This is a genomic window from Actinomadura vinacea (genome assembly GCF_039532545.1).
Taxonomy (GTDB): domain Bacteria; phylum Actinomycetota; class Actinomycetes; order Streptosporangiales; family Streptosporangiaceae; genus Spirillospora; species Spirillospora vinacea.
This window is the reverse complement of sequence record NZ_BAAARW010000026.1, coordinates 144216-169428: the sequence shown is the minus strand read 5'-3', so window position 1 is coordinate 169428 and position 25213 is coordinate 144216. Positions and strand designations below refer to the sequence as shown.

26 protein-coding genes are annotated in these 25213 nt (G+C 70.3%); 14 read left to right on the top strand and 12 right to left on the bottom strand.

Going from position 1 to position 25213, the window contains the following annotated elements; translation table 11 throughout:
- Window positions 1-49 precede the first annotated feature (49 nt).
- On the top strand, window positions 50-523 hold the full coding sequence (locus ABD340_RS33850) for a SixA phosphatase family protein (protein WP_344594583.1): 474 nt from the start codon (window positions 50-52) through the stop codon (window positions 521-523).
- Here ABD340_RS33850 and ABD340_RS33845 read toward each other — a convergent pair whose 3' ends face one another.
- The 5 genes from ABD340_RS33845 to ABD340_RS33825 form a co-directional block, all read right to left on the bottom strand.
- The gene (locus ABD340_RS33845) at window positions 524-2818 is read right to left on the bottom strand and encodes an FUSC family protein (protein ID WP_344594582.1); all 2295 of its coding nucleotides are present in this window, start codon (window positions 2816-2818) and stop codon (window positions 524-526) included.
- A gap of 132 nt (window positions 2819-2950) precedes the next feature.
- Window positions 2951-4153 carry a phosphoserine phosphatase SerB gene (gene serB / locus ABD340_RS33840; RefSeq protein WP_344594580.1) on the bottom strand — a complete coding sequence of 401 codons (1203 nt, stop codon included), beginning with the start codon at window positions 4151-4153 and terminating at the stop codon, window positions 2951-2953.
- A 129-nt stretch (window positions 4154-4282) separates the two neighbouring features.
- Complete coding sequence (locus ABD340_RS33835) at window positions 4283-5404, bottom strand: S-adenosylmethionine:tRNA ribosyltransferase-isomerase (RefSeq protein WP_344594578.1); 1122 nt, start codon at window positions 5402-5404, stop codon at window positions 4283-4285.
- Window positions 5401-6867, bottom strand: a complete 1467-nt coding sequence (locus ABD340_RS33830) for an MFS transporter (RefSeq protein ID WP_344594577.1) — start codon at window positions 6865-6867, stop codon at window positions 5401-5403. The genes ABD340_RS33835 and ABD340_RS33830 overlap by 4 nt, the downstream gene beginning before the upstream one ends.
- On the bottom strand, window positions 6864-7160 hold the full coding sequence (locus ABD340_RS33825; protein WP_344594575.1) for a Rossmann-fold NAD(P)-binding domain-containing protein: 297 nt from the start codon (window positions 7158-7160) through the stop codon (window positions 6864-6866). The genes ABD340_RS33830 and ABD340_RS33825 overlap by 4 nt, the downstream gene beginning before the upstream one ends.
- Window positions 7161-7458: 298 nt before the next feature.
- Here ABD340_RS33825 and ABD340_RS33820 point away from each other — a divergent pair, with 298 nt between their 5' ends.
- The 5 genes from ABD340_RS33820 to ABD340_RS33800 all read left to right on the top strand — a co-directional run bounded on the left by ABD340_RS33820 (window position 7459) and on the right by ABD340_RS33800 (window position 12012).
- Window positions 7459-8742: a GAF domain-containing sensor histidine kinase gene (locus tag ABD340_RS33820; RefSeq protein ID WP_344594574.1), complete on the top strand. Its 1284-nt coding sequence runs from the start codon at window positions 7459-7461 to the stop codon at window positions 8740-8742.
- A 44-nt stretch (window positions 8743-8786) separates the two neighbouring features.
- Window positions 8787-9416, top strand: coding sequence for a response regulator (locus ABD340_RS33815; RefSeq protein ID WP_344594891.1), 630 nt, complete (start codon window positions 8787-8789; stop codon window positions 9414-9416).
- A gap of 36 nt (window positions 9417-9452) precedes the next feature.
- Window positions 9453-10250: a PP2C family protein-serine/threonine phosphatase gene (locus tag ABD340_RS33810; RefSeq protein WP_344594572.1), complete on the top strand. Its 798-nt coding sequence runs from the start codon at window positions 9453-9455 to the stop codon at window positions 10248-10250.
- Between the two features lie 559 nt (window positions 10251-10809).
- The gene (locus tag ABD340_RS33805; protein ID WP_344594570.1) at window positions 10810-11250 is read left to right on the top strand and encodes a DUF2752 domain-containing protein; all 441 of its coding nucleotides are present in this window, start codon (window positions 10810-10812) and stop codon (window positions 11248-11250) included.
- A gap of 90 nt (window positions 11251-11340) precedes the next feature.
- Window positions 11341-12012, top strand: coding sequence for an RDD family protein (locus ABD340_RS33800; RefSeq protein ID WP_344594569.1), 672 nt, complete (start codon window positions 11341-11343; stop codon window positions 12010-12012).
- Between the two features lie 171 nt (window positions 12013-12183).
- Here the strand turns inward: ABD340_RS33800 and ABD340_RS33795 are convergent, their stop codons facing one another.
- The 4 genes from ABD340_RS33795 to ABD340_RS33780 all read right to left on the bottom strand — a co-directional run bounded on the left by ABD340_RS33795 (window position 12184) and on the right by ABD340_RS33780 (window position 15285).
- Window positions 12184-13008: a hypothetical protein gene (locus tag ABD340_RS33795; RefSeq protein WP_344594568.1), complete on the bottom strand. Its 825-nt coding sequence runs from the start codon at window positions 13006-13008 to the stop codon at window positions 12184-12186.
- Between the two features lie 746 nt (window positions 13009-13754).
- Entirely contained in the window at window positions 13755-14111 is a 357-nt protein-coding gene (locus tag ABD340_RS33790; RefSeq protein ID WP_344594566.1) for a hypothetical protein, read from the bottom strand.
- 170 nt (window positions 14112-14281) lie between these two features.
- A complete protein-coding gene (locus ABD340_RS33785) occupies window positions 14282-14479 on the bottom strand; it encodes a DUF397 domain-containing protein (protein ID WP_344594564.1) in 198 nt (65 codons plus the stop codon).
- Window positions 14476-15285, bottom strand: coding sequence for a helix-turn-helix domain-containing protein (locus ABD340_RS33780; protein ID WP_344594563.1), 810 nt, complete (start codon window positions 15283-15285; stop codon window positions 14476-14478). Before ABD340_RS33780 ends, ABD340_RS33785 begins: the two co-directional genes overlap by 4 nt.
- A 119-nt stretch (window positions 15286-15404) precedes the next feature.
- Between ABD340_RS33780 and ABD340_RS33775 the strand changes: the two genes are divergently transcribed.
- Window positions 15405-15701: a hypothetical protein gene (locus tag ABD340_RS33775; protein ID WP_344594561.1), complete on the top strand. Its 297-nt coding sequence runs from the start codon at window positions 15405-15407 to the stop codon at window positions 15699-15701.
- Between the two features lie 766 nt (window positions 15702-16467).
- On the opposite strand, the gene ABD340_RS33770 is transcribed toward ABD340_RS33775, so the two are convergent.
- Entirely contained in the window at window positions 16468-17400 is a 933-nt protein-coding gene (locus tag ABD340_RS33770; RefSeq protein WP_344594560.1) for a GntR family transcriptional regulator, read from the bottom strand.
- A gap of 232 nt (window positions 17401-17632) precedes the next feature.
- On the opposite strand from ABD340_RS33770, the gene ABD340_RS33765 reads away from it, so the two are divergent.
- The 4 genes from ABD340_RS33765 (at window position 17633) to ABD340_RS33750 (ending at window position 21915) form a co-directional block, all read left to right on the top strand.
- Window positions 17633-19084: a replication initiator gene (locus ABD340_RS33765; RefSeq protein WP_344594890.1), complete on the top strand. Its 1452-nt coding sequence runs from the start codon at window positions 17633-17635 to the stop codon at window positions 19082-19084.
- Window positions 19081-19272: a helix-turn-helix domain-containing protein gene (locus ABD340_RS33760; protein WP_344594559.1), complete on the top strand. Its 192-nt coding sequence runs from the start codon at window positions 19081-19083 to the stop codon at window positions 19270-19272. The genes ABD340_RS33765 and ABD340_RS33760 overlap by 4 nt, the downstream gene beginning before the upstream one ends.
- A gap of 354 nt (window positions 19273-19626) precedes the next feature.
- Complete coding sequence (locus ABD340_RS33755; protein ID WP_344594558.1) at window positions 19627-20934, top strand: tyrosine-type recombinase/integrase; 1308 nt, start codon at window positions 19627-19629, stop codon at window positions 20932-20934.
- 192 nt (window positions 20935-21126) lie between these two features.
- On the top strand, window positions 21127-21915 hold the full coding sequence (locus ABD340_RS33750; protein WP_344594557.1) for an ABC transporter ATP-binding protein: 789 nt from the start codon (window positions 21127-21129) through the stop codon (window positions 21913-21915).
- A gap of 124 nt (window positions 21916-22039) precedes the next feature.
- Here ABD340_RS33750 and ABD340_RS33745 read toward each other — a convergent pair whose 3' ends face one another.
- On the bottom strand, window positions 22040-22324 hold the full coding sequence (locus ABD340_RS33745; protein ID WP_344594555.1) for a GntR family transcriptional regulator: 285 nt from the start codon (window positions 22322-22324) through the stop codon (window positions 22040-22042).
- Window positions 22325-22476: 152 nt separating this feature from the next.
- On the opposite strand from ABD340_RS33745, the gene ABD340_RS33740 reads away from it, so the two are divergent.
- The 3 genes from ABD340_RS33740 (at window position 22477) to ABD340_RS33730 (ending at window position 24248) form a co-directional block, all read left to right on the top strand.
- Window positions 22477-22866, top strand: a complete 390-nt coding sequence (locus ABD340_RS33740) for a hypothetical protein (RefSeq protein ID WP_344594554.1) — start codon at window positions 22477-22479, stop codon at window positions 22864-22866.
- Between the two features lie 252 nt (window positions 22867-23118).
- Window positions 23119-23886 carry a sulfite exporter TauE/SafE family protein gene (locus tag ABD340_RS33735; RefSeq protein WP_344594552.1) on the top strand — a complete coding sequence of 256 codons (768 nt, stop codon included), beginning with the start codon at window positions 23119-23121 and terminating at the stop codon, window positions 23884-23886.
- Window positions 23887-23966: 80 nt separating this feature from the next.
- On the top strand, window positions 23967-24248 hold the full coding sequence (locus tag ABD340_RS33730; protein ID WP_344594550.1) for a hypothetical protein: 282 nt from the start codon (window positions 23967-23969) through the stop codon (window positions 24246-24248).
- A 7-nt stretch (window positions 24249-24255) separates the two neighbouring features.
- Here ABD340_RS33730 and ABD340_RS33725 read toward each other — a convergent pair whose 3' ends face one another.
- Window positions 24256-25176, bottom strand: a complete 921-nt coding sequence (locus ABD340_RS33725) for a Rieske (2Fe-2S) protein (RefSeq protein ID WP_344594549.1) — start codon at window positions 25174-25176, stop codon at window positions 24256-24258.
- Between the last annotated feature and the right edge of the window lie 37 nt (window positions 25177-25213).

The window sequence follows — 25213 nt, the reverse complement described above, 5'->3', positions numbered from 1 at the left end:
CTTCGTTTGCCGATCGGCGGGTCCGGCGGGGCGGACTAGGGTGGCGGGCATGCCGTCGCTCATCGTTCTTCGCCACGCCAAGGCCGTCACGGGGCTGGGGCTCGCCGACATCGACCGTCCGCTCGCGGACAGGGGGCGGCGCGATGCCAAGGCCGCCGGGAAGTGGTTGCGGCACAAGGGCCTGACACCGGACCTGGTGCTGTGTTCGACGTCCGTGCGGACTCGGGAGACGCTGGAGCGGCTCGCGCCGGCCACGGATGAGGTGCGGTTCGAGTCCCAGATCTACGACAACGACCCCGACACGCTGCTCACCCTCGTCCGGGAGGCCGGCGACGAGAACGGGACGGTCCTCCTCATCGGCCACAACCCGTCGGTGCACCAGTTCGTGGACGACCTGACCGGGGACGCGCCGGAGACCTTCCCGACGTGCGCGCTGGCCGTGATCGATGTCCCCGGGGAGTGGAGCGACATCCGACCCGGCGTGGGCGACCTGGCCTCCTACCACACCCCCAAGGGACACTAGCTAGACGGGCTCGGGTTCGGTTCTTGGCGGCAGGGTGGCCCGGGCGTTCTCTATGAGGGTTTCGGTGTCGGCGCGTAGGGAGCGGACGGCGTAGCGCGTGCCGGAGGACTGGAGAAGGGCGTGGCGTAGCGGGGTGTACTCGTCGGCGCTCACCCCTTGCTCGACCTCTTCGCGGCGGCGTCGTGCCAGGGCCGACAGGTGGGTGTCCAGGTTGGAGAACTCCTCGTCCAGCCGTTCGTCGGGGGACGGGGCGTCGGCGGGGGCCTCGTCCAGGCGTTCGGGTTCGTCCAAGGTGTCGGCCGCCTCTTCCAAACGGTCGGCCAGGCGTTCCAGGATCTCCGGCAGCGGCCCGGCGTCGACCTCCTGTTCGCGGGTCATCCGGCCGATCGCGATGAGGTGGTCGCGGACGCGGTGGGCGGCGTCGGCGGCGGCGTCCAGACGGGCGATCAGCTCGTCGTCGGGGAGGCGCTCGTGGGCGAGCCGGGTGCGGGTCTCGGTGAGCGACTCGGCGGCCCGTTCGGCGGCCACCAGCTTCTCGTGCGGGACCCGTTCCTCCTGGCCCTCCACCACGGCGGTGACCGAGCGCGCGAGGTCGGCGTGGACGGTCAGGAGCCGGTCCAGCTGGACCGGCAGCCGTTCGACATGGCCGGTCGGCCACAGCAGCCGTACGGCGAGGAAGGCCAGCAGCCCGCCCGCGAGGGTGAGGCCGATGCGCTCGCCTGCGTCCACCCAGGTCGACTGTGTGGAGAAGCCCAGCAGCATCAGCGCCGTCACCGTGTTGAACAGCTCCCAGTAGGCGAAGTTCACCGCGCGCAGCGTGAAGCTGACCAGGCCGAACACGAAGATGATGATGGCGGTGGCGGACTGGTCCGGGGCCAGGGTGAGCAGCAGCGCAGCGATGACCGATCCGACGGCGGTGCCGCCCACCCGCTGGACGACCCGGTCGAGCGTCTGGCCGTAGGTGCCGCGCAGGCTGAACATGGCGGTGATCGTCATCCACTGGCCGTGCGGCAGATCCAGCACGGTGGCCACGAGCATGGCCACCGTCGCGATGAGCGTGACCCTGGCGACCTCGCGGAATCCGGGGGAGCGGGATCGCACGGCCCGCTTCAGCCGCTGCCAGGAGCCGGTCGGGCCCGCGCCGTCCAGCAGCGGGCGGGGCGGGCCGAAGCCGATCCGGACGCCGCCGGCCGCGAGCCGCCGGGCGGTGTTGACACTGCCGGCGATCCGTTCGACCGAGCGCCGGATCTGCACGATCAGCGCGACGGCGACCAGGTCCTCGTCGCCGGCCAGCCCGGCCCGCCTGATCATTTCGCTCTGCCGTCCGAACCGGCGGATCGCGGCGGACTCCAGGGTGCCCAGCGGCGCCTTGCCGGTCGCCTCGATCGCGCCCGCGACCAGCCGCACCCGGGCGGCCAGCGCCGCGATCGCGATCCGGGCCTCCTGCTCCCAGTCGCGGTCCGGCGGGCGGCGGCGCGCGGCCTCGACCAGCGCCCGCAGCGCGACGGTCTCCTGCATGATCCTGGCGAGGGCGTCGATCAGCCGTTCCGGGCGGGTGGGCTCCTCGCGGTCGCGGGCGGAACGGTAGAAGCCGTAGGTGGCGCGGGCCGCGGTCAGGGCCTGTGAGGCGGCGCGGCGGCGTTCGTCCCAGTCGGGTTTGCGGGCCACCGACGCGAGGCCGGGGTCGGTCAGCTCGACGGCCTCCAGGGGGCCGGGGTCGGGCGTGCCGATGTCCTCCGCGACTGCGTCCAGGGCGGCGGCGACGGCCTCGGCGGCCTCGGCCAGCGTCGTGCGGAGCGGGCGGAGGCGGCGGGCCGGCCAGGGGGCCAGTAGCAGCGCGGTGGTCAGCAGCCCGCCGAGCAGTTCCAGGAACCCGCCGTACAGGACGTCGCCGGTGGGCGGGCGGATCGCCGTCAGCAGCACGGCGAGGCCTGCGGTCGGTCCGATCCAGGGGACGGCGCTGCCGAGCGCGACGATCGGCGGCACCACGATGACCGAGATCCAGTCGCGCCCGCTCAGGTTGCCGCCGATGGTCGCGCCGACGGCGATCACCAGCACGGCGCTGGCGAGGTTGCGGGCGCGGGCGCCGTAGGGGCCCTCGGGGGTGCGCAGCGCGACCAGGTAGGCGCCGAGCGCGATCAGCGCGCCCTGGGCGGCGTGGCCGGTGCGGGTGCCGACGAGCAGCGGCAGGGCCATCGCGAGGGCGGCCGCGAGCCCGTAGAAGGGCGTCGTCCGCCCTTCTACCCGGGCGTACGCTTCGCGCGCCCGTCGCAGCACCCCTTGATCGCCCCCCATGGCCTGGTGTTCTGTCGGTCCGGATGATCAGCATGTACCCGTGCGGGGGGTCCGCGATAGTCCGGGGCGCGCGGCAGGGCCGCTGGACCGCGGCCGGGCCGCGGGGGCCCGGCCTCTCGCGGTCGCGGGGGTTTACGAGGCGGCGTCGGCGGCGTCGGCGGCTTCGATCTCGTCCCGGGAGATGCCCAGCAGGAACAGGATCGTGTCGAGGTAGGGCACGTTGACCGCGGTGTCCGCGGCCTGCCGTACCACCGGCTTGGCGTTGTAGGCCACGCCCAGCCCGGCCGCCTGGAGCATGTCGAGGTCGTTGGCGCCATCGCCGATGGCGACCGTCTGGCTGATCGGGATCCCCGCCTCGCGGGCGAACCGCTCCAGCGCGGTGGCCTTCCCGGCCCGGTCGATCACCGGGCCGACGATCCGCCCGGTGAGCTTGCCGTTCTCTATCTCCAGGGTGTTGGCCGCGGAGTAGTCGATCCCCAGGTCCTTCACCAGCACGTCGGTGACCTGGGTGAACCCGCCGCTGACGATGGCGAACTTGTAGTCGAGCCGCTTGAGGGTGCGCACCATCGTGCGGGCGCCGGCGGCCAGCCGCACCTGCCCGCGCACCTCGTCGATGGCGGCGGCGTCCAGGCCGGCCAGCAGCGCGACGCGTTCCCGCAGCGAGCCCTCGAAGTCCAGTTCGCCGCGCATCGCGGCCTCGGTGACCTTGGCCACCTCGTCCAGGCAGCCGGCGTGCCCGGCGAGCAGCTCGATGACCTCGCCCTGGATGAGGGTGGAGTCGACGTCCATGACGATCAGCCGCTTGGCGCGCCGGTGCAGCCCGCTCTGCTGGACGGCCACATCGACCTGCCGCTCGGCCGCCTCCACCGCCAGCGCGGCCCGCAGCGCCTCCGGGTCGGCGCCCGAGACGTCCATTTCGATGCAGGTCACGGGGTAGTGCGCGAGCCGTTCGATGCGGTCGATGTTGGCGCCGCCGGCGGCGATCCGGCCCGCGATCCCGGCCATCGCGGCCGGGCGGAGCGGGGCGCCCAGGACGGTCACGTGCAGCCGGCCGCGGCGGCTCGGCATGCTCTTGTCGCGGCCGGTGGACATCTCGATCTCCATGTCGAGATCGGTGGCCACCCGTTCCGCGGCGGTCCAGACCCGGCCGATGTCGGTGCCCTCGGAGTAGGTGACCAGGACGCCGAGGACGAGCCGGCCGCGGATGACGACCTGCTCGACGTCCGCCACCGTGAGCGGGAACTTCGAGAGCATCGTGAACAGTCGCGATGTCACCCCGGGGCGGTCGCGGCCGGTGAGCGTAATGAGCAGCGTGCGCTGTGCTGACCCGTCCATGCTTCTGACAACGCTACCGGGCCGAGCCAAGGGACTGCGCATCGTGTCCACTATGCGGACGGCGCAGTCCCCTGCGGCGGGGTGTTTCCGTGTACGGCCGATGGCCTGCGCGTATGCGTGAGGGGCCCGTCAGGGAACGAGGAGATTAAGATCTCCGAATTCGTGCCAGAGGTAACGTTCGGCCAAGGCGGCTTCGTAGGTGGTCTTGACAAGGTCGTGGCCCGCTATGGCGGTGAGCATCATCAGGTGGGACGACTTCGGCTCGTGCAGGCCCGTGAGAAGGCCGTCCACTACTCGCACTCTCCCGTCCTGGTGCGGGGTCACGATGTGCTCGGTCCACCCCTTGGACGCCTGTACGTGACCATCGGCGTCAACGGCGGTTTCCAGTGCCCGTACGGCGGTGGTGCCCACGGCTATGACGCGGCCCCTCGGGACTCGGGCGCGCACATGTTCCACTAGGGCGGCGGTTGTGGACGGCACTTCGTAGCGTTCGGCGTACGGGGGCTCGTGGGCTTCAGGCGAGGCGACTCCTGTGTGCAGTGTGATGGGCGCTATGAGCACCCCTCGTGAGACCAGGCGGGTCACCAGGTCGGTGGTGAAGGGACGGGCGGCGCTGGGCATTTCCGCGCTTCCCGCGTCGCCGTTCTGGTCGTAGGCGAAGACGGTCTGGTACGCCGCAGCGGGCCAGTTCCGGTTCACGTATCCGTACCGGATGGGCACGCCATAGCGGCGCAGGTACGGGACGACGCTGGTGCAGAGCCGCGCCGTCCAGAGCCGTTCGGTCTGGCGCCGCAAGAGTGTGAGGGTGGCGTTGCCCGGCAAGGGGATCCACTCCTGGGGCGAGCCGCCGAGGTAGGGGACGCTGCCCTTTGCCGTATGGAGTCGTAGCTCCACCAGCCACACCCGATCGTCCCCCTCTGGGGAGGGAGTGGAGAAGTGCACGGCGATTTTGTCCAGGTGCACGGCTGCGGGCAGCGTGGCAGAGGTGTTGACGACGAGCAGGTCCCCTGGGCGCAGCAGTTCGGGCAGTTCCCGGAACGCGTGATGGCTCACTGTTCCGCTGCTACGCCGTCCCACCAGGAGCCTGACATCCTCCCGCGTGCGCCGAGGCCCCACAGACGCCTCTGGCAGCGGCAAGACCTTCGGGCCACCTCCGGACTGGACGGGACGCGCTTCAGGGGGCTCGTGGGCCTCCAGAGCCTTGGGGAGGGTGAAATCGATGATGTGTCCAGGAGGGACAGGGGCGTTCATGATGAGCCTTCCGAGCGTGCGCCCCGTGCAAGGCGCGTACGAAGAGCGCCGAATCCGGTTGCGCGAGCCTCCAAACGGAGCGCCGCGATGATGCCGACTACGGCGATCGCTGCGAGGAGCGCCCCGGCCACCCCCAGGGCCTGGGCGAGCCGGTGGGTGCCGAACGCGGTGACCAGAGCCCCCGCGACGCCGACCACCAGGGACCCGCCGAGCGTGTCGGCGATCTGCAGCGCCGAGGAGTTGGCGCCCTGCTCCTCCTCCGGCGACAGGTCCAGTAGCAGAACGCTGATGCTGCCGATCGCGAAGCCCATCCCGGCGCCGCCGATCGTCCAGGTGAGGGCGGACGGCCAGCCCGTGACCTGCAGGACGAGCGTGGAGGTGACGATGCCCATGGTGAGCAGCACGGCGCCGACCAGCACGAAGAACGCCCTGGGGCGGCTCGATCGTCCCTGGAATTGCGAGGCCGCGGTCCAGCCCAGCGCGCTGACGGTCAGGACCAGCCCGGCCTTGGTGGGGCTGAAGCCGTGCAGCGAGGTCAGCGCCAGCGGGATGAACACGTCCATGCCGAGGAACGCGCCCGACAGCAGCCCCCTGACCAGCACGATGCTGGGCAGGCCGCGCCGCATCCGGAGCGTCCCGGCGGGCAGCAGCGGCGGCAGCCCGGCGGCCAGCCCCGCCAGGCCCGCGGCGATCAGGGGGACGACCGCCCAGCCGGGGTGGTCGAGGCCGTACAGGAGCGCGGCGGCGCCCACGGCGGCGGCGATCGCGCCCAGGTAACGCCGCCCCGCCCGCGTCCCGGCGCCGTCGGACGGCCGGGAGCGGCGGAGGCCGCGCATCACCGGGATCAGCATGACCGTCGGCGGGACCACCAGCGGGACCAGGCCGAGGAACACCCAGCGCCAGCCCAGGTGCTGGGCCGCCGCACCGCCCACCGCGGGGCCGACCAGCGACGGCAGCACCCAGGCGGCCGACAGCGCGGCGAACACCCGGGAGCGCAGCCGGTCCGGGTAGACGCGGGCGATCAGCACGTACACGGCGACCATCGCGATCCCTGTGCCCAGCCCCTGAACGGCCCGTCCGGCCACGAAGGTCCACATGTCGGCGGCCACACCCGCGATCACCAGCCCGGCCACGAACGCGGCCAGCCCGGTCAGCATCGGCCGGGTCGGACCGGAACGGTCCACCCAGCCGCCCGCCAGCACGTTCGCCGGGACGCCCGCGATCAGCGTCGCGCTGAACCCCCAGGCGTACAGGGCCAGGCCGTCCAGATCCCGGGCGACCACCGGCATGACCGTGGTGACCGCCATCGACTCGAAGGCCATCAGCATGACGACCAGGACGACGCCGAGCGTCGCGGTGCGGTACCGGCGGCCGAGCACCCCCGCCGGATCCTCTGGCACGGGCTCCGATGCCTCCGAGGCGGGATCGGTGGGGGGTGTCGCGGGGCCGGTCGCGGTGCTCATCGCTCGTCCGCCAGATCGGCGGCCCGGTAGCGGCCACTGGGGTGGCGGCGACCGGTGATCAGGCGGTGCAGCGCCGCCGCGGCCTCTTCGGGCGGCGCGGCGGCGGCGACGTCCTCGCCGGCGGCGCGCAGCATCTCGGTGCGCATCTCGCCCGGATCGGCCCACCAGACCCCGAGATCGGGCTCCTCGGCCGCCAGGACGCGGGACAGCTGCTCCAGCGCGGCCTTGGTGGCCCCGTAGCCGCCCCAGGTCTCGTCCCCCTCGACGGCGGCGTCGTCTGCGATGTCCGTCATGCCTTCGACGCTAGGAATCGCGGGGGTGCGGCACATCGGGCGAGCGGGTCCGGGTGCGTTCGATCGTTGGTCCTAGGACCTCCGGCGCAGTCCCAAAATGATTCCCGGCAAAAGGTAATAATCCGGCAGAGCGAGATGAGTCTGGCGGGCGGCCCCGACCGTAGGAGGGCATCGCCGCGCATTACCTACGCCACCAGGCTGATTCGGTGGGCGCCGTATGGGGAGTACGTTTTTCTCAGATGGGTGCGACACGCCCGTCGACGAATGACGAACACCGATCACGAACTCTGGTCACGACGTGTACCGGGCATTCCCCGGGTGGACGCGCGCCGTCGGCCGGAACGGCGGGATGGGGCACCGGATGGACCGGCACGGGCTGCACGAGGCCTCCGTCGGCGGCGCGGCCGCCGACGGGGAGGTCGACGCCGCGCTGCGCGCGGTCAGCTCCGCCGTGCTCGCCGTCACCCGCCACCTCTCGGTGCACGAGGTCCTCCAGGTGATCGTGCGGGCCGCGGCGCGGCTGCTGGACGCCCGCCACGCCGCCCTGGGCGTGCCGGACGAGGAGGGCTCGTTCGCCGAGTTCGTCGTGGAGGGCGTCTCCGAGGAGGAATGGGATGCCATCGGCCCGCTCCCCCGCCAGCACGGCATGCTCGCCGCGATGCTGCGCGACAACGCCCCCAAGCGGCTGGAGGACATCCGCCGCGAACCGGAGTTCGAGGGCTGGCCGGTGGCGCATCCGGTGCTGAAGGACTTCCTCGGGGTGCCGATCCGGGACGGCGAGGACGTCCTCGGCATCCTCTTCCTGGCGAACAGGCGCCGCCACGAGGGCAGGCCGCGCGGCTTCACCGCCGAGGACCAGGAACTGCTCACGCTCTTCGCCGCGCACGCCGCCATCGCCATGACCAACGCCCGGCTGTACGAGCACAACCGCGAGCTGACCGTGGTGGCCGAGCGGAACCGGCTCGCCCGGGAACTGCACGACGCGGTCGCGCAGAAGCTGTTCTCGCTGCGGCTGACCGCGCAGGCCGCGGCGGCGCTGGCCGAGCGCGACCCCGCCCGTGCGGTGCGGGAGCTGGAGCAGGTCGAACGGCTCGCCGCCGAGGCCCTCGCCGAGCTGCGCGCCGTGATCTTCGAGCTCCGCCCGGCCGACCTGGCCGACGGGCTCGTCGCCTCGCTGCGCAAGCACGTGGAGGTGCTCGACCGCGCGTACGAGACCGAGGTGCGGTTCACCGCCGACCACGCCGTCACGCTGGCCGAGGAACAGGAGGCGGTGCTGTTCCGGATCGCCCAGGAGGCGCTGCACAACGCGCTGCGGCACGCCGCGGCCCGGTCGGTCGAGGTCCGGCTGGGCGTCCGGGCGGGGGTGCCGACGGGCGGAACGGCGGTGCTGGAGGTCGCCGACGACGGCACCGGATTCGAGCCGCCGGTCAACGGATCCGCCGACGGCTCGGCGGCGGAGTCGCAGGGCGGCGGGCTCGGCCTGGCGTCCATGCGCGACCGCGCCGAATCGGTGGGCGCGGCCCTGTCCATCGACGCCGCGCCCGGGTGCGGCACGGTCGTACGGCTGGAGGTGCCGCTGTGAGGCATGCTGGGGCGGTTCCGGCCGAGCGCACGGGGGAGGCCGCCGTGATCAAGGTGCTGATCGCCGACGACCATCCGGTGGTCCGGCAGGGCCTGCGGACATTCCTGGGCATACAGGACGACATTGAGGTAGTCGGCGAGGCGGAGGACGGCCTGGCCGCCGTGTCGCTGGCCGAATCGCTCAGGCCCGATATCGTGCTGATGGACCTCAAGATGCCGGGCGCCGACGGCTTGGCCGCGCTGACGGAGCTGCGGGCTCGTGGGGTGACGGCACGGGTCCTGGTCCTCACCAGCGTGACGGAACGCGGACACGTCCTGCCCGCCGTACAAGCGGGCGCGGCGGGGTATCTCTACAAGGATGTCGACCCGCAGGCGCTCGTCCAGGCGATCAGGGCCGTCCATGATGGGCATGTCCTCTTCGCTCCGGACGCGGCGGAGGCGATGGTGCGGGCGGATCCGGCCGCGCCGGCAGAACGGGCCGTGCTGACTGAACGAGAGAAGGAGGTGCTCGTGCAGATCGCGCGGGGGAGGTCCAACCGGGAGATCGCCCGCGCCCTGCTGGTCTCCGAGAAGACCGTGAAGACCCACGTCAGTAATCTGCTCATGAAACTGGGAGTGCAGGACCGGACGCAGGCGGCGCTGTTCGCCGTCCGCCACGGTCTGGCCGGCGAGTGATACAACTCCTCTGACAGGATCGTCATCGAAATCGGTATGAACGTAGCAATCAGATACGCAGCAGGCAGTGACATCGGGTGCAACCGCGAGAACAATGAGGACTCGGGTTATGCCGGTGCGCGGTTGATCGCGGTCGCCGACGGAATGGGCGGGTACGCGGGCGGCGAGGTCGCCAGCTCCACCGTCATCGGCTCGCTGCGCTCGCTGGACACCGACACCCCGTTCGACGATCTGGCGGGGTGCCTGGGACGCGCCGTCGGCGAGGCCAACGAGAAGCTGCGCATCGTCCGCGAGGAGCGCCCCGACCTGAGCCGGATGGGCACCACGCTCACCGCCATGCTCTGGGCCGGTTCGTCGGTCGCGATCGCCCACATCGGCGACTCCCGCGGCTACCTCCTGCGTGACGGCGAGCTGTTCCAGATCACCCAGGACCACACCATGGACGAGCTGCTCAAGCACGAGGCCGAGCAGTCGGGCGCCGGATCCGGCCCCGACCCGGCCGAGGCGTCGCGGCTGTCGCACGTCCTGTACCGGGTGCTGGACGGCCGCGAGGACCGCGAACCCGACCTGCGGCTGCGCGAGGCCCGGCTGGGCGACCGCTACCTGCTGTGCTCGGACGGGCTGAGCGGCCCCGTGGACGCGCAGACGATCTACGAGGTGCTGGTCGCCGAGGCCGATCCGCAGCGCGCGGTGCAGCGGCTGATCGAGCTGGCCCGCGAGGGCGGCGGCCCGGACAACATCACGGGCGTGATCGCCGACGTGGTCGAGGCCGGGCACATCACCGAGCCCGTCCCGCCCGTCACCGTCGGCGCGGCGGCGCAGACCCAGACCTGATCGCCGGGCTCCGTCCGCTTCGTCGGTTCCGCCTGTTCCGTTCGCCCGTTGTACGGTCACGTCCGCACGCGCTCGGCGGCGTACGCGCCGCCAGGTGATCGGCCCTCATCCGCGCCGCCCGGCCTCGATCCCGGCCTGGCCCGGCACGAATCCCCGCCCCGGCCCCGACTGCTTTCCGCGCCCGTCCCGCCCGCGCGCCGGCCATGATCCGGCGGCGCCCATTTCCGGGACGGCCCGCGACGGGCAACGGCATTCCGAGATCTTCACCACGCTCGCACGCCCTCACCGCCGGACCCTTCCAGCACGGCCCCGCCCGCCGCACAGCGCCGCGCGCCCCGTCCCGCACGGCCACCCGGGCCTGGGCTCCGCCTCCGCGGGGCCATAAAGACAGCCCCACCTGGTGGTGTTTTGTCCTACCCTTGCCCTAGAGGTGGAGTTGATCGCGCGCTAGGTCACGGTCCGATCGCAGATCGTCGTCAAGACTTGACCCACCTTGGGGTGCACCCGATATACGGGTCACTCGGACTAAGTCATCGAGGCGGAGGATCCGTTGGGGGGAGTGCCCGGGGCGACGGCCACCGGCGCGCCACGCGGTGCGCTGGGCGGTCTCGTCGACCGGACCCTCACCGCGGCGCGGCACGGCCCTGTCGGGGTGGTGCTGCGAGTCGCGGCGATGGCCACGGCGGCCATCGGCGCGGCATGGATCCATCGTGTCAACGACCCCGGCGTGCTCTGTCCCCTCAGGGCGTTCACCGGGATTCCCTGCCCCATGTGCGGGGGGACCACCGTGTTCATCGAACTCGGCTCGGGCCGTCCGGTCCAGGCCGTGCTCGCGAACCCGGTGGCCTTCGCGGGTGCGATCGTCTTCGCGGTCGCGCCGCTGGGGCTGGGAGACCGGTGGTGGGCACTCCGGCCGAACACCCGCGCGTGGGTGCTCGGCGCCGCCCTCTTGGGGTCGGAGCTGTGGCAGCTTGTCCGGCTCGGTCTCCTGCGGGTTTGAAGGCCGCGAGTTCCGTCGGTCAAACTTGCGGAGCCCTCCGGGTCCGGCGGGCGTCACAGTAACCACAGGGTCAATCAATAAGGAGCAAGTGTGGGTAACCCCTACGACCCGTACGGTCAGCAGCCGGGCTACGGTCAGCAGCCCGGATATGGCCAGCAGCCCCCGGCGCAGCCGGGCTACGGCCAGCCCGCTCAGCCGGGTTACGGCCAGCAGCCGGCGCAGCCGGGCTACGGCCAGCAGCCCGGTTACGGTCAGCAGCCCCCGGCGCAGCCGGGCTACGGCCAGCAGCCGGCGCAGCCGGGCTACCAGGAAGTCCACCACCACCACTACGGGTCGTCCGGCCAGCTCGCCGAGTGGGGCTCGCGCGTCGGCGCCTACCTGATCGACGGTCTGATCTTCGCCGGGCCGTTCTTCCTCCTGTACATCCTCGTGCTCGTGCTGATCGGCTCGGGCAGCGGCGGCGCCGCCGCGATCGGCCTCCTGCTCATGCTGGTCGGCGGTCTGGTGTCCTTCGCGGGCGGCCTGTGGCTGATCTACCAGGAGGGCACCACCGGGCAGACGATCGGCAAGCGCCAGATGGGCATCCGCCTGGTCAGCGCGCAGACCGGTCAGCCGGTCGGCTTCGGCATGGCGTTCCTGCGCAAGATCGCCCACGCCGCGGACAGCTTCGCCTGCTACATCGGCTACCTCTGGCCGCTGTGGGACGAGCGCAAGCAGACCTTCGCCGACAAGATCTGCAACACCATCGTCGTCCGCGGCTGACACTTCCGGCCGACGCGACGTAACGAACGGGGCGTCCTCGCATCCGGCGCCGACGGGACCGCAAGGTCCCCGAGGCCGGCGGAGCGGGGGCGCCCCGTTCCGCGTTTCACGACTCGCGTTCGCGGCCGGGTCGGGAAGGAGCGATCCAAACGGGGCGGTGCCAGGCGCTGCTCAGGGGACGGGGTCGAACGCGCTGTTGCACGCGGCGACGCGGGCCCGCCGCACGGCCCGGTCGAGCAGCCGCAGCGCCTCCGCCCGCCGCCGCATCTGGTCGGCGGTCAGTCCCTGGTCGTCCATGCTCCGGGCCAGCTCGACGACCAGCGCCAGCCGTCCCGCGAGGGCGGCGACCCGGTGCGCGCGCTGCGGGTAGCCGGGCGCGAGCGGATGGTCGCCGCGGTCGGGGTCGCGCAGGTCGGCCAGCGTGTCGGTGATCTCGGGCGGCACGCCGGCGACGTCGTCCACGGTGAGCAGCACCTCGGTCGCCTCCCGCATCGCCAGCGTCAGCTGCCGGTCGGCGTCGGGCAGCGCCGGGACGTCGGGGGTGCCGGGCGCGGTGTCGTGCGCCTCCCAGCGCACCCCGACGTAGGACGAGCCGCGGCGGTCCTCGGCCGGCACCAGCCCGACCGTGCGGTCCGGCAGCACCGCGATGACCGCGGCCCCGGCGTCGATGGCGGCCCGGTTGAAGCCGGGCGGCCCGGTCAGGCCGAGCGGATCGCCCGGCGCGGGCAGCGCCAGCCGCAGTCCGGACAGCCCGTGCACCCGCAGGTCGCCCAGGCCGCTGCGGAGCTGCACCTCGCCGGGCGGCGCGGCCCCGGACCCGGCCACCGCGAACGTGACACCGCTCACGATCTGCGGGCCGGCGATCTTCTCGACCGCGTCCACGCCCTCGTCAAGACCGACGTGTCCGGTCAGCCACGCGTTGCCCCACGCGACCAAAGCCGTCGCCGTGTCGCCCGCGTCGTTGCCGGTCGCGTCCCGTCGAAGCCCAGCGCACATGCAGACCACCATAAGTGCTCGCTATCGCATAGGTTCACCGGTGGGTGATCTGGGCGTTCCTGCCTGTTCCGGGATATTCCCGAGTGCTGGTGTCCGCCCAGGTCAACCCGCATTTTTTGAGTCTTAGCGTGATGAGGGGTTGGCGCCCGTTCCGGCCCGGCAAGGGGCGTTCGGTCCCCTCCGGATGACGTGTTGATGACGCGTTGATGATGCGGAATGGGGCCTGTGACCGGCTGAAACGTCCGCCCTGTCCGACCGGGGGCGCTGCCCGTTGGTAGGGGCCGCAAGGGCGTCAGGTGGGCGGGCGGATGCGGCCTTGATTGGGGCGGCGGGTCGCGTAGCCTCTCCCGGCGAACGGGCGCCCGTGGGGCTGCCCGCATCGGCCCGTCGTGCGGCCCGCTGGGGGTCCCCGGTCAAGGACGCATCCGGCCGCCCGTGCGCTCGCTCAACCCTCGCCGTGGGCATCCTGTTCGGCCTGCGGGGTGGTGCGTGGCGTTCGCGGTGAGGGTCGCACGCTGTTTGGGGCACTGGTCGCGGAGCGGCACGGATGTAAGGGCTGGGTGGTGGGGTTAGTTGGGAACCAATGCGCCCGCACTTTGAACGCCTACCTGCGGAAGGCAACCGGTTCCCCCGCTCTGGGCGTGGTGTGGTTCCAGGGCAGGCGCCGCAGGAGTGTGAGGGTGACGTTGCCCGGCAAGGAGATCCACTCCTGGGGTGAGCCGCCGAGGTAGGGGAGGGCCGGGCCGTCAATCGGCGCAAGGCCGCTGCGGACGGAGTTCGGTCACTGACGCGATTGGAGGCTCGGGCTCGTTGGCGGCGTGGGCGAACGCCGCATCGATCGCCTTGCGGGTACGCGGGTCTTCAACCTGACGCTCTAGCGGATTGTCCATCCAGTCATCGAGCATCACGTGCACCTGATCGCCGGTGACCACAGTCCGGACAGGGCGCCCCAGGATCCGACCGGCCTTGCGCCCGGCACGGCGGTAGAGATCGCGCTGGCTCTCGGTGGCGAACCGCACGCGGACATGACCAGTGCGACGTAGCGGAGTGCTCCACTCGGTGGCCAGCTCGTCCACGCGCCCCTGCTGGTCGTCCTGGCTCATGGGCTCCCCCTGCTGGACTGAATGCCTTCAGTGTGACCGATGACCCGTTGGAGCGCCTGTCCGGGCGGGTGGGCGGGTCAGGGAGCGGAAGATGAGGAAGCCCAGATCACTGTTGGACACAGAGAGCCCCCGTCGAGAAGCCGGGGGCTCTGATGTCTGGTGGGTGCGTCTTACAGGTCCAGCTCACCGACCTTGACCTGGTTCACAAGAAGCGCGAAGGCCCGGGGCTTCAGGGTGACATGCCCTGTCTCTGGAGCCCTGCTGTCCCGGATTCCAACGTCGTTCTTGCCCAAGCGAGCCAACTCGACGCACTCACCGCCGGTACCGCCTGTGGATCGGCTGCTCTTGCGCCATTCGGGGGAACTCACGGCATCTGCTCCATAATCTGCTTGATCAGCTCACGGGATGCTCCGATGGGAAGGGCGAGCATCCCGATCCGGTCGAACCGGGTCACGAAGTCCTTCACCTCCTCCATCTCGGCGACCAACCTTCCTGCGTTGGGCGCTTCGACGAACGCCACTTCATCCTCCTTGCCTGTGAGGATCATGAACGGTCCGTCAAGCCCTTCGTAGGCTCCCGTCGTGGTCGGGACTATACGGATACTCACATGCGGAAGTTCCGAAAGTTCAACCAACCTGGCTAGTTGCGCCTTCAGGACATGGTGCCCTCCGACCGGCCACTCAAGCACGGGCTGGGCGAGGATCACCCAGAGTTCCGGCGGGTTCGCCCTGGTCAGTACCTCTTGCCGAGCCATGCGCCGCCGGTGGGCGGCTTCCTTGTCCTTCGCACGTCCAGCGGCCAGGAGGGCCTCCGCATACTCGGGCGTCTGGAGCAGTCCAGGGACGTGCTGACCTCCGAACATCCTGATCCGGTCTGCCTCCCGTTCCTGGCTCGTGAACGAGTTGAACCAGGCGGGATCACTGGCCCGGCGGGCGTAGTAGATCAACAGGGTGAACAGGCCGCCCGTCTTCCATGCCTTGTCGATCCGCTCGGCGTGCTTGTCCGACATCCTCTGCTCACCGGTCTCGATCCGGGAAATGGTGGACGGCGCACAGCCAGCAATCTTGGCGACGTCGGGTCCGTTGAGTCCCTTGGATGTGCGGAGAAATCGCAGGTAGAAGCCAATGAGTCCCCACATGGACGATCGTGGGTCCGCTGCGTCCTTCTGACTCATGCGTTAACCGCCGATCTCTTGATCACTTCCGTGACTTCCACGGAAGTACTCGGAACTGTGGCCAGCGTACGTGCCGGAGTCCAGTCTGTGGCATAGAACACAGACAAAGGGAGTGACACATGACTCCGAGAAACGACCCGGTCGGGCGGATCGAGCCAACAGACCCGCTCCCCGTACCGCCCCAGCCTCAAGGCCGGTGGGGGATGCCGTATCTGACCCAGATCGGCGATGGCTACATGTGGACGTGCTCCACCCGGCACGTCCTGACCGACGCGGAGAAGCGGGCGGGCCTCAGTCAGACACTCGTGGCCGAGTCTGAGTCTCTGCTGCTGGAGCTGGCGGCCAAGGAAGACGAGAGAGCCGCGGAGTACAAGGCGGCCGAACGTGAACACTCCTACCGGAACACGCTCCTGTGATCACGTCGGACGCATTGATTGAGTCCGTCGTGTGGGCCGTCATTTACGGCGTGGCCTGCGTCTCGGTGGGTGGAATGTGCGGTCTCTGGCTCGGGCTGAGGCTGCGAGGCAGGAAGCGCCGTCCGGGTCGGCACACAGCCCGTGAGATCAACTCCGGAAGTGCCGTTGAGGCTCGGACGTCGTACCCCCGCACTGCTGGACGGCCAATCTCAAGGTCGGAAGGCAGCTTCTACGGCCGGAAGGGGAGCGATTTCTAGGAGTATCAGCTTCAGACTCGCAAGGGCGGCGCGGGGACCTTCAAGGAGGGGTCCGCGCCGTCGTTGTGAAGCCCTGCAACTGGTCACCTTCGTTCAGACGCCTTGCGGAATGACGTGGGCTCGGGGCCGGTGGAATGGTCGTAGGCCACCCCAGCGGGGCGACCGTGAGGGAGTTCGGCCGGCGCCGAGCTGGGGCACCTTCCGCGCTCGGGCGCGCCCCGGGTCGAAACCGCTGCATGGCTCCGACCTGAGCGCTGAGAGTGATGGTGCCCGGCCCCGTGGGGCGCGGCCGTGGCAGGCCGTCCACGGCGTTGCCGGGGCTGTGGGCGGGCGCCGCGCTGCGAACGGCCCCCAAGGCCGCACGCGCAAAGCGCGGGCGGCCGTCCACAGTGCGCGGCCTGCTGTGGGCGGGCCCGGCCACGCGCCCGGCGCCGCGTAGCGGCGCCCTTGAACCAGTGAAGAAACTCTGAGCCCATCGTGACTGTGTGCTATGTGGTGATCTCTTGTGGTCACAGCGAGAGGGCGGTGTATCCGGTTTCGAGGCCGGTGTTGGCGGTGTCGTGGACGTTGGCGGCCTCGAAACGGTCGGCGGGGGCGAGTACCTGGGTGTATTCCAGGGGGCGGTCATCGGCGCTGAGCATGATGCGGCGGATGGCGAGCAAGGGGGTTCCGGTGGGCTCCATGTTGAGGTCTTCGTTCATATCGCCTGCGGGCATAGTGGCGTGCACGGTGGTGACCCAGTGGATTGGGCCGCGCGTGTCGGAGAGGTGCCGGAAGTAGTCGGCGGGCTCGACGTCTGGATCAAAGCGGCGGTCGATTCCTTGGCCTCCGACGGTGCCGAGGTATCCGGCGGGGATGTTGGACTCGATGTAGATGCGGGCGCGGGTCCAGGCGTGTTCCCAGAAGGTGTACCGGTAGATGACCGGGTGCCCGCGCCTGACACCGAGGATTTCGGCCTCCTCGACGCCACAGGAGTTGAACATCGGGAAGCCGTGCGCGGCGGCTGGGTCGGCGCGTCCGGCGTCGCTGGGTACGGTGACCGGTTCCCAGCCTGAGGCAAGCAGGTTGTAGGCAGGGCTGAGCAGGTCGAGATGCGCGTCGTCCTGGCCGGTGAGGATGAGGCGGCGGTCGGGGCGTGGGCGCACGAAGGTGCCGCGTCCGTGGGAGGCACTGAGGAGTCCCTCGGCGGTGAGTTGGGCGATGGCCTTGCGGACGGTGGGCCGCGAGGTGGCGTACAGCTTGGCCAAATCGGTCTCGCCGGGCAGGGCCTGACCCGGTTGGTAGTGGCCGTCACGCAGGTCGGACCGCAAAAAGTCGGTGATCTCTCGCCAGCGTGCGGTGCCCTTGTCCTCGCGCTGTCCCTGGCCCTGGTCCTGGCGTGGCTGGGGGCGCTTGGCGGCGGGGCTGTGTTCGGTGGCCGTCTGCTCGGGGCTGTCGCTCATCTATGGCCTGCCCTTCCTCAAGGTCGTGACCTCGGCTGATGCCGATTAGTCGCCTCTGAAGCCAACTTGTTCCTACAAGATGTAGCACGTCTCGTGTAACGTGTCGAGCATGAGGAAAGATGTAGGACATGTAGTGCTACGTCTAGGCGGCCATCTGAGGAGGCGATGCGCGATGACTCACGAGGAGAAGAAGAAAGAAGAAAGTCACGGGCGGCCGGAGATCCCGGCATGGATGCGGGCGGTGGCTGAGGTGATCTCGGCGCCCGGATACGAGCGGTGGGCACGGCAGGTCGCGGCCACGGGCGGGTGCAGCGCCCCGGTGCGACTCGTGGGCGAGTCGCAGGTGATCGATGCGGGCACGGGCGAGGTACTGCACATCTACCGCACGGCGGACGAACCGACCGGGCATCTGCTGGTGGCATGCGGAAACCGGCGCGGGGCGGTGTGCCCGGCCTGCTCACACATCTACCAGCGGGATGTGTTCCACCTCATCCGCTCGGGCCTGTCGGGCGGCAAGGGCGTACCCGAAGCAGTGCGCGAGCACCCCCGCGTGTTCGCCACCCTCACCGCGCCATCGTTCGGAGCGGTGCACACACAGCGGGAACGCAACGGCAAGACGCTGGTGTGCCGTCCCCGGCGCGGCGGCGGGGTGTGCGGTCACGGGGTGCCGGAGCGCTGCGGGGCCCGGCATGACGGGGCTGATATCCGAGTCGGGCAGCCGATCTGCCCGGACTGCTACGACTACGCGGGGGCGGTGCTGTGGCAGGCACACGCCGGGCGGCTGTGGCACCGCTTCACCCTGGAGCTGCGGCGGCAGCTCGCGCGGCGGGCGGGCATGTCACGGCGCCGGTTCGATGCGCTGGTGCGGGTGTCGTTCGCCAAGGTGGCTGAGTATCAGCGGCGCGGACTGGTGCACTTTCACGCGGTGATCCGCCTGGATGGACCGGGCGGGCACGATGATCCCCCGCCGGGCTGGGCCACGGCGCAATTGCTGGCCGACGCGGTCCCGGAGGCAGCCGGGCTCGTCCAGGTGCTCTCACCTGATCCCGGAAACGGTCAGCGGGTCTTGGCCTGGGGCGACCAGATCGACGTCCGGGCGATCGTTGTGCGCGGGGACGGGGGTGGCCTGTCGGATGAGGCGGTCGCGGGATACATCGCCAAGTACGCGAGCAAGGGCGCCGAGTCCTCCGGAACGATCGACCGGCGCCTTTCGTGCGGACGCTGCAAGGGGGTCGGGACCGTGACCATGGCGCGCGGCCCGGCGGTATGCAAGCGATGCGGCGGGGTCGGGACGGCCGGGGGCCTGGATCTGGACCGGCTGCCAGTCACCGAGCACGCTCGCCGAATGATCCGCACCTGCTGGGACCTGGGCGGGCGGCCGGAACTGGAGGAACTGCGGCTGCGGCCGTGGGCGCACATGCTGGGTTTCCGGGGCCACTTCGCCACCAAATCCCGCCGCTACTCGGTCACCCTGAGCACCCTCCGCCAGGACCGCGCCGAGCACAAGACGGCCGAATCGCGTCAGCGGAACGGGCTGCCGGGGCCGGAGTCCACCGAGGTTCTGGCGCACTGGCGATTCGCCGGACAGGGCTACACCGAAGCCCAAGAAATCCTCGCCGGACACATCAGCCAGCGCGCTATCACAGCCCGCCGCATCGAAGAGCAGCGAAGGGAAGGCGCGTGAACGCCAACGACCGGCTGTGGACCATCACCGAACTCGCGCACTATCTCAGGAAACCGAAATCATGGGTGTACGACCATTACCGCGAACTGTTCCCCTACTACAAGGTGGGACAGCAAGTGCGTTTCGATCCGGCAGAAATTCGAGCGGCGCTCCGCGCAATGAACCACACGGAAGATGAGGCTGCTTGACCGGGACACGCGAACACGCGAGATGCGTGTCTTGTGACGGGCGCGGCTACAAGTGGGTGCATCCGCGGCGACTGCTGGTCCTGCGTGAACTGGACTCGGACGGAAGGCCAGGGCCGCGCCGGATGGCCTGCCTGATGTGCGGCGGCTATGGCCTGACTAAAGCGGCGGACTGACGGCTGTTTCATCGGCTGAGCGGGGCCTGCGACAACTTTCCCAGGCCCCGCCGGCCGTGCCGCATAAAGAATAAAGGGCCGCGAATGCGGCTCGATTATCGGGGCGGGCGGTCGGGGGAAGGAAGGCGGGACCCCCGAAACCTGACCGTCCACCCTTTTTCGCGGAAAAGATTGGCTGTTAGTGGCCGGTGAAGTCGTGGTCGCATTCGTGTTTCTCCTGGTCAGGCTCCTTAGAATGGTGTCAACAGGCGTCAACGAAGGGATTTCGATCCTCATGGGAAAGCAGGATTGGCGGGACGGTGAAATGCGGGACGGCATCCGCAAGGTGCGTAACGCTCGGGCCTCCAAGCAAGCGGGGAAGGACGTGTATTCCTTCAAGGTGCCCTATCGGGACGCGAACGGAAAGCAGACCTCGGAGACGTTCGCCACGCATACGGCTGCGGTGCGGTTCCGGAACAAGGTACGGCGGCAGCGTGACGAGGGGATGGTGATCGATGCGAAAGCTGGCCGTATCTCGGTCAAGGAGTATTCGGAGACGTGGCTCCGGGCCGCTCAGGCGAAGCGGCCAGGGACGTACGCGGAGTATGAGAAGCGAGTCCGGCTGTACATCGTTCCGGCCCTTGGCGGCCGTCAAGTACGGGCCGTCACCCGTGGCGACATTCAGAGAATGATCAACGACCTGGAGGGGCGCGGGTTCGCTCCGACCACCATTCGCAGCGCGTACAGGACGACGGTCGGCCTGTTCCGTAGCGCTCAGGTACTCGACCGCATAATCCACTCCACGCCGTGCGTGGGCATCACGCTGCCAGAACTCCCGAACCGTGAGGTGGAGGTACTGACGGCGGCTCAGGTTCGCGCGGTGGCGGCCAAGATGCCTGAACGGTGGTCGGCGGCGGTGACATTGGCAGCCGGTACCGGGTTGCGTATCTCCGAGGTGATGGGGCTGACCTGGGACCGCATCGACCTGGAAGCGCGCACGGTCACCGTAGACCGTCAGATGACCCAAAAGCGTCGGCTCGGGCCGGTCAAGAGCAAGCGTTCCAAGAGGGTCGTTCCGATGCCCGACATGGTCGCAGAGGTGCTCCGGGCACATCGTGAAGCGTTCCCGCCGGTGGTTCGGGACGTCCCTGACGCGGACGGCAAGACGGTGCACCGGACAGCGCTGGTGTTCACTCGGCCCGACGGTACTCCCGCGATCTCTGGCAATGTGCGCAGGCCGTTCGTGCGGGCGCGGGCTGCTGTCGGTCTGGCTGCCTCGGTGACCTTCCACGTACTGAGGCATACCTACGCGTCGCTGCTGATCGCGGGAGGCACGCATCTCACGGTCATTCGTGACCGGATGGGGCACTCCTCCATCGCGATCACTTCGGACACCTACGGGCATCTGTACCCTCAGGAAGACGGACGCACCCGAGGGGTCATCGATGAGGCGTTCGCCACTGATGACGATCCCGATGACGGTGCAGCCGGTCAACCTGCACGCGCCTGACCTGCATGAACGCGATGAGGTGACAGGATGTTGACACGGAATCCGGCTCAAGGGGTCACACCCGGTTGTGACCTGCGGTTTCGTCTGATCCTCGCCGCCCTGCTCGCAATCGCATAGGTTCGCATAGGTTCTCTCCTGAGAACGCCGGGGACGGATCACCCGGCAAGGCGAGATTGGGGACGAAGGCGCGCGATGACCGGTGAGGTGCTGCGACTTCGCGGCGTGGGGGTCAGGCGCGGTGGCGCCGACCTGCTGCGCGAGGTCACGTGGACGGTGAACGAGAACGAGCGTTGGGTGATCGTCGGCCCGAACGGCGCGGGCAAGACGACGCTGCTGCAGGTCGCCGCCGCCATGATGCATCCGACGGAGGGTTCGGCCGCGATCCTCGGCGAGGAGCTGGGCCGCACGGACGTCTTCGAGCTGCGCCCGCGCATCGGCATCGCCAGCGCCGCCGTCGCGGAGAAGGTCCCGGCCGGTGAGACGGTCATCGATCTGGTGCTGACCGCGTCGTACGCCATCCTCGGCCGCTGGCAGGAGGAGTACGACTCCCTCGACCTCGGCCGCGCCGTCGCGCTGCTGGAGGCGCTGGGCTGCGCCGACCTCATCCGGCGGCGGTTCGACACGCTGTCGGAGGGCGAGCGCAAGCGCGTCCAGATCGCCCGCGCGCTGATGCCCGACCCGGAACTGCTGCTGCTGGACGAGCCCGCCGCCGGCCTCGACCTCGGCGGCCGCGAAGACCTGGTCGCCCGCCTCGCCCGCCTGGCCGACGACCCGGCCGCCCCCACGATGGCGGTGGTCACGCACCATGTGGAGGAGGTCCCGGACGGCTTCACCCACGCGCTGCTGCTGCGCGGCGGCCGCGCCGTCGCGCAGGGCAAGGTCGACGAGGTGTTCACGCCCGAGCTGCTGAGCGAGTGCTTCGGGCTTCCCCTCAGCGTCGAACGTGAGAACGGCCGCTGGTACGCGCGGGCCGCCCGCTGACCGTTGTGATGGTGGTCGTGGCCGCGAACTCCAGCTCGTAGCGCAGGAGCAGCCCCCGCGCCTGCCAGCCACCGCCCGACCCTTGGCGCCCCGCGATTGCAGAGCTACGGGCTGGACGGCTGAATTAATCGCCGTCCGGCCCGTTTTCCTTTTGCTCGGACTCCTGTGCAGCGCTCCTCGACGCGGCGACGTACGTCGCCTTTCCCACCACCGCGACCGTCAGCCCTTTCTCGCGCAACAGCCGTAGAGCCGCCTCTGCGGTCCGCATGCCGACACCCGCCTCGGTGGCTATCTCGCGGGCGGACGGGACGCGTTGGCCAGGACGCAGCCTGCCCGCGTGGATCTCAGCCTCAATGGTGTCGGCGATGATGAGATACGCGGCGCGCGGCTGGTCTAGATCGAACTCCACTCACCCATGGTGGGTGCCCCCGTGCAATGCCGGGTTACCCGGTGCTACTCGGTGTCGCCCGGGTATCGTGTCGGTACGACAAGGACGGCCCCACGCGACGAGGACGCGCCGCGCGGGGCCTACGGAACCGACTGCAAAGGAGTCGAGCCCCGATGGACAACAAGGTTACGGCCACCGCGTCGCGGCGGTGGGAACCATTGGAGTACGACGAGCAAGGAGAGTTCTGGACCGCGCGACTCCAATACCCGCTGCCTGACCGCGAACGCGTGGCCGGGCTGGAGACGGCTGTTTACGGCCCCACGGCCGACGCGTGCGTGCGCGAGACGGTGCGGCAGGATCGGTTGTGGGCCGAATTCCCGCTACGGACAGGGGACAGCCAACGGGCGCGTGCGCGGCTGCACTACCTCGTAGGGGGTGGGGGCATGAGCGTGCTCGTGAGCGCGATGGTCGTTGGCGCGGCCCTGCTGGCAGGGTCCGCGGCGGCGTGCGTGGTGGCGGGGCGGCGGCCCCGGTACGTCGGCAGGCATCGCGCGATGTTCTAGGTTGCTTCCGGCGGGCGTCCGGCCCTCGTCCGTTCCTGATGAGCGGGCGGGGGCTGCCCTCAGGGTGTCGGCGTCGGAGGGGGCCATGGCTGAGATCATGGTCACATCGGTTCGGTGGCGAAAAGGCCGGATTCGTCTTTCCGGTGAAGGAATTCGTGCTCCGTCCGTCTCGGGCCCGGTGTCGGGGCATGAACCGCGGTTGCCTAGGATCGTTGCGCCGTCGACCAATGACCGAGCGTGGATGGGACGTACTTGAACCTGCTTGACGCGGCCGCGATCCTCGTGGCCGGGATCGCGGCGGGCGGCATCAACACGGTCGTCGGATCCGGCTCACTGATCACCTTCCCTACGATGCTGGCGCTGGGTTTCCCGCCGGTCGTCGCCAACGTGTCCAACAACATCGGGCTGGTGCCCGGTTCGGTGACGGGCGCCTACGGCTATCGCGAGGAGCTCAAAGGGCAGAAGCCCCGGCTGCTGCGCCTGGGCAGCGCCTCGCTGATCGGGGCGCTCGTCGGCGGGGCGCTGCTGCTGGGCCTGCCGTCCGGGGCGTTCGACGTGATCGTGCCCGTGCTGATCGCGCTCTCGCTGGTGCTGGTGGTCGTCCAGCCGCGGCTGCAGCGGTGGCTGCTGGCGCGCCGGGAGAACCACCACCCGCACGGCGGGCCCTGGCTGTGGGTGGGCGTGCTGCTCGCCGGGGTGTACGGCGGCTACTTCGGGGCCGCGCAGGGCATCGTGCTGATCGGGCTGCTGGGCATTGCCCTGGACGACGAGCTGCAGCGGGTGAACGCGGCCAAGAACGTGCTGGCGGCCATCGTCAACGGGTCGGCCGCGGTGCTGTTCATCGGGATGTGGCTGCTCTCCGACACCCGGATCAGCTGGCTCGCGGTGCTGCTGGTGGCGATCGGGGCGACCATCGGCGGGCTGATCGGCGCCAGGGTCGGGCGCCGGATCCCGCCCATGGCGCTGCGCGCGTTCATCGTCCTGGTGGGCGTCGTCGCCCTCTACACACTCCTGTTCTGACCAGGGGATCCGGGGGGTTCGGAGAGGCTCTGGAGGGGTATAACTCGAATATACGTTCGAGGACCCGAAGGGGTATGCGGATGAAGGGCGACAGGGTCGAGATCGTCATCGACGCCGGGGGCGAGGGCACCCGCACCTACGAGGTCGGCGCGACACGGGCGGGCCGCCGGGTCGAGATCACCAATCGCCGCGGCGTGGTGGAGGTCAGCGAGGTCACCCGTACCGGTTCCCCCGTGCGCACCGCGCGGTTCATGGCCAGCCGGGTGCTGGCACTGGTCGAGCACCCGATCTCCGACGAGCACGAGTCGGGCTACACGGACGAGCCCCGGCACCGCGACGCGTCCCACCTCCCACCCGGCTAGCGGCGGGTCAGGCTATGGGGCGGACCTGGACGGTGCCGTCTTCCAGGATGCGGCTCTCGAACGAGGGCTGGCGGCCGGTGGCGGGGCCGTGCACGACCGAGCCGTCCCGTACCCGGAAGGTGCTGCCGTGCCACGGGCAGATCACGCACGGTTCGGCGTCGTCGTCGGTGACGATCCGGCCCTGGTGGAGCGGGCCCGCGAGATGGCTGCAGCGGTCGGTGAGGACGTGGATCTCCTCGCCGTGGCGCAGCACGAACAGGCTGATGTAGCCGAGCCTGCGCAGGACGGGCCAGCCGTCGGGCAGCTCGGCGGCCTCGCAGAGGTCGTGCCAGCCCAGCGGGACCAGGTGCGCGACCTGGTCGGCGTGGCTGGCGCCGGCGGCCTGCCGGAAGGCCAGGTGGCCGCCGAGGTAGCCGCCGGCGAGCAGGGCGGTGAGGCCGGCGTAGCCCAAGGCGCGGCCCGCGCCGTCGCGGCCGCGGGAACGGGCGACGAAGGACGCCGAGTAGAGCAGGCTCGCGGCCGCGGTGCTCATCGCGTGCACGAGGCCGACCCGCTGCTGCTCGCGGTGCAGGGCCGACCAGTCGGCGATGCCGGTCAGCGCGGTCGGCACGGCCCCGGCCAGGCCCGCGGCGACCAGGGCCTGGGACGCCCGCTGGGTGCCGGGGATCAGGTCGAGGACGGCGACCGAGATCCAGGCGCCCATCGGCAGGTCGGTCAGCGGCGGGTGGGCGGGATGGCCCACCGGGACGCCGTGCAGCGCGTCCTTGACGGGGCCGGGGCGGAGCGTCCGCTGGACGGTCGCCGAGATCGTCCGGATGGCACGATCCAGGCCCTGGGCGTGCTCCAGGCTCTCGGCCAGATCCACCGGGTGCGTTGGCGCCTGCGGCCGGGGACCGCGCCGGAAGATCCTGCTCGCCCTTCGGTTCATGTCCCTCCTCGGGTGCGCGTCCTGTGTCGATGGGGAC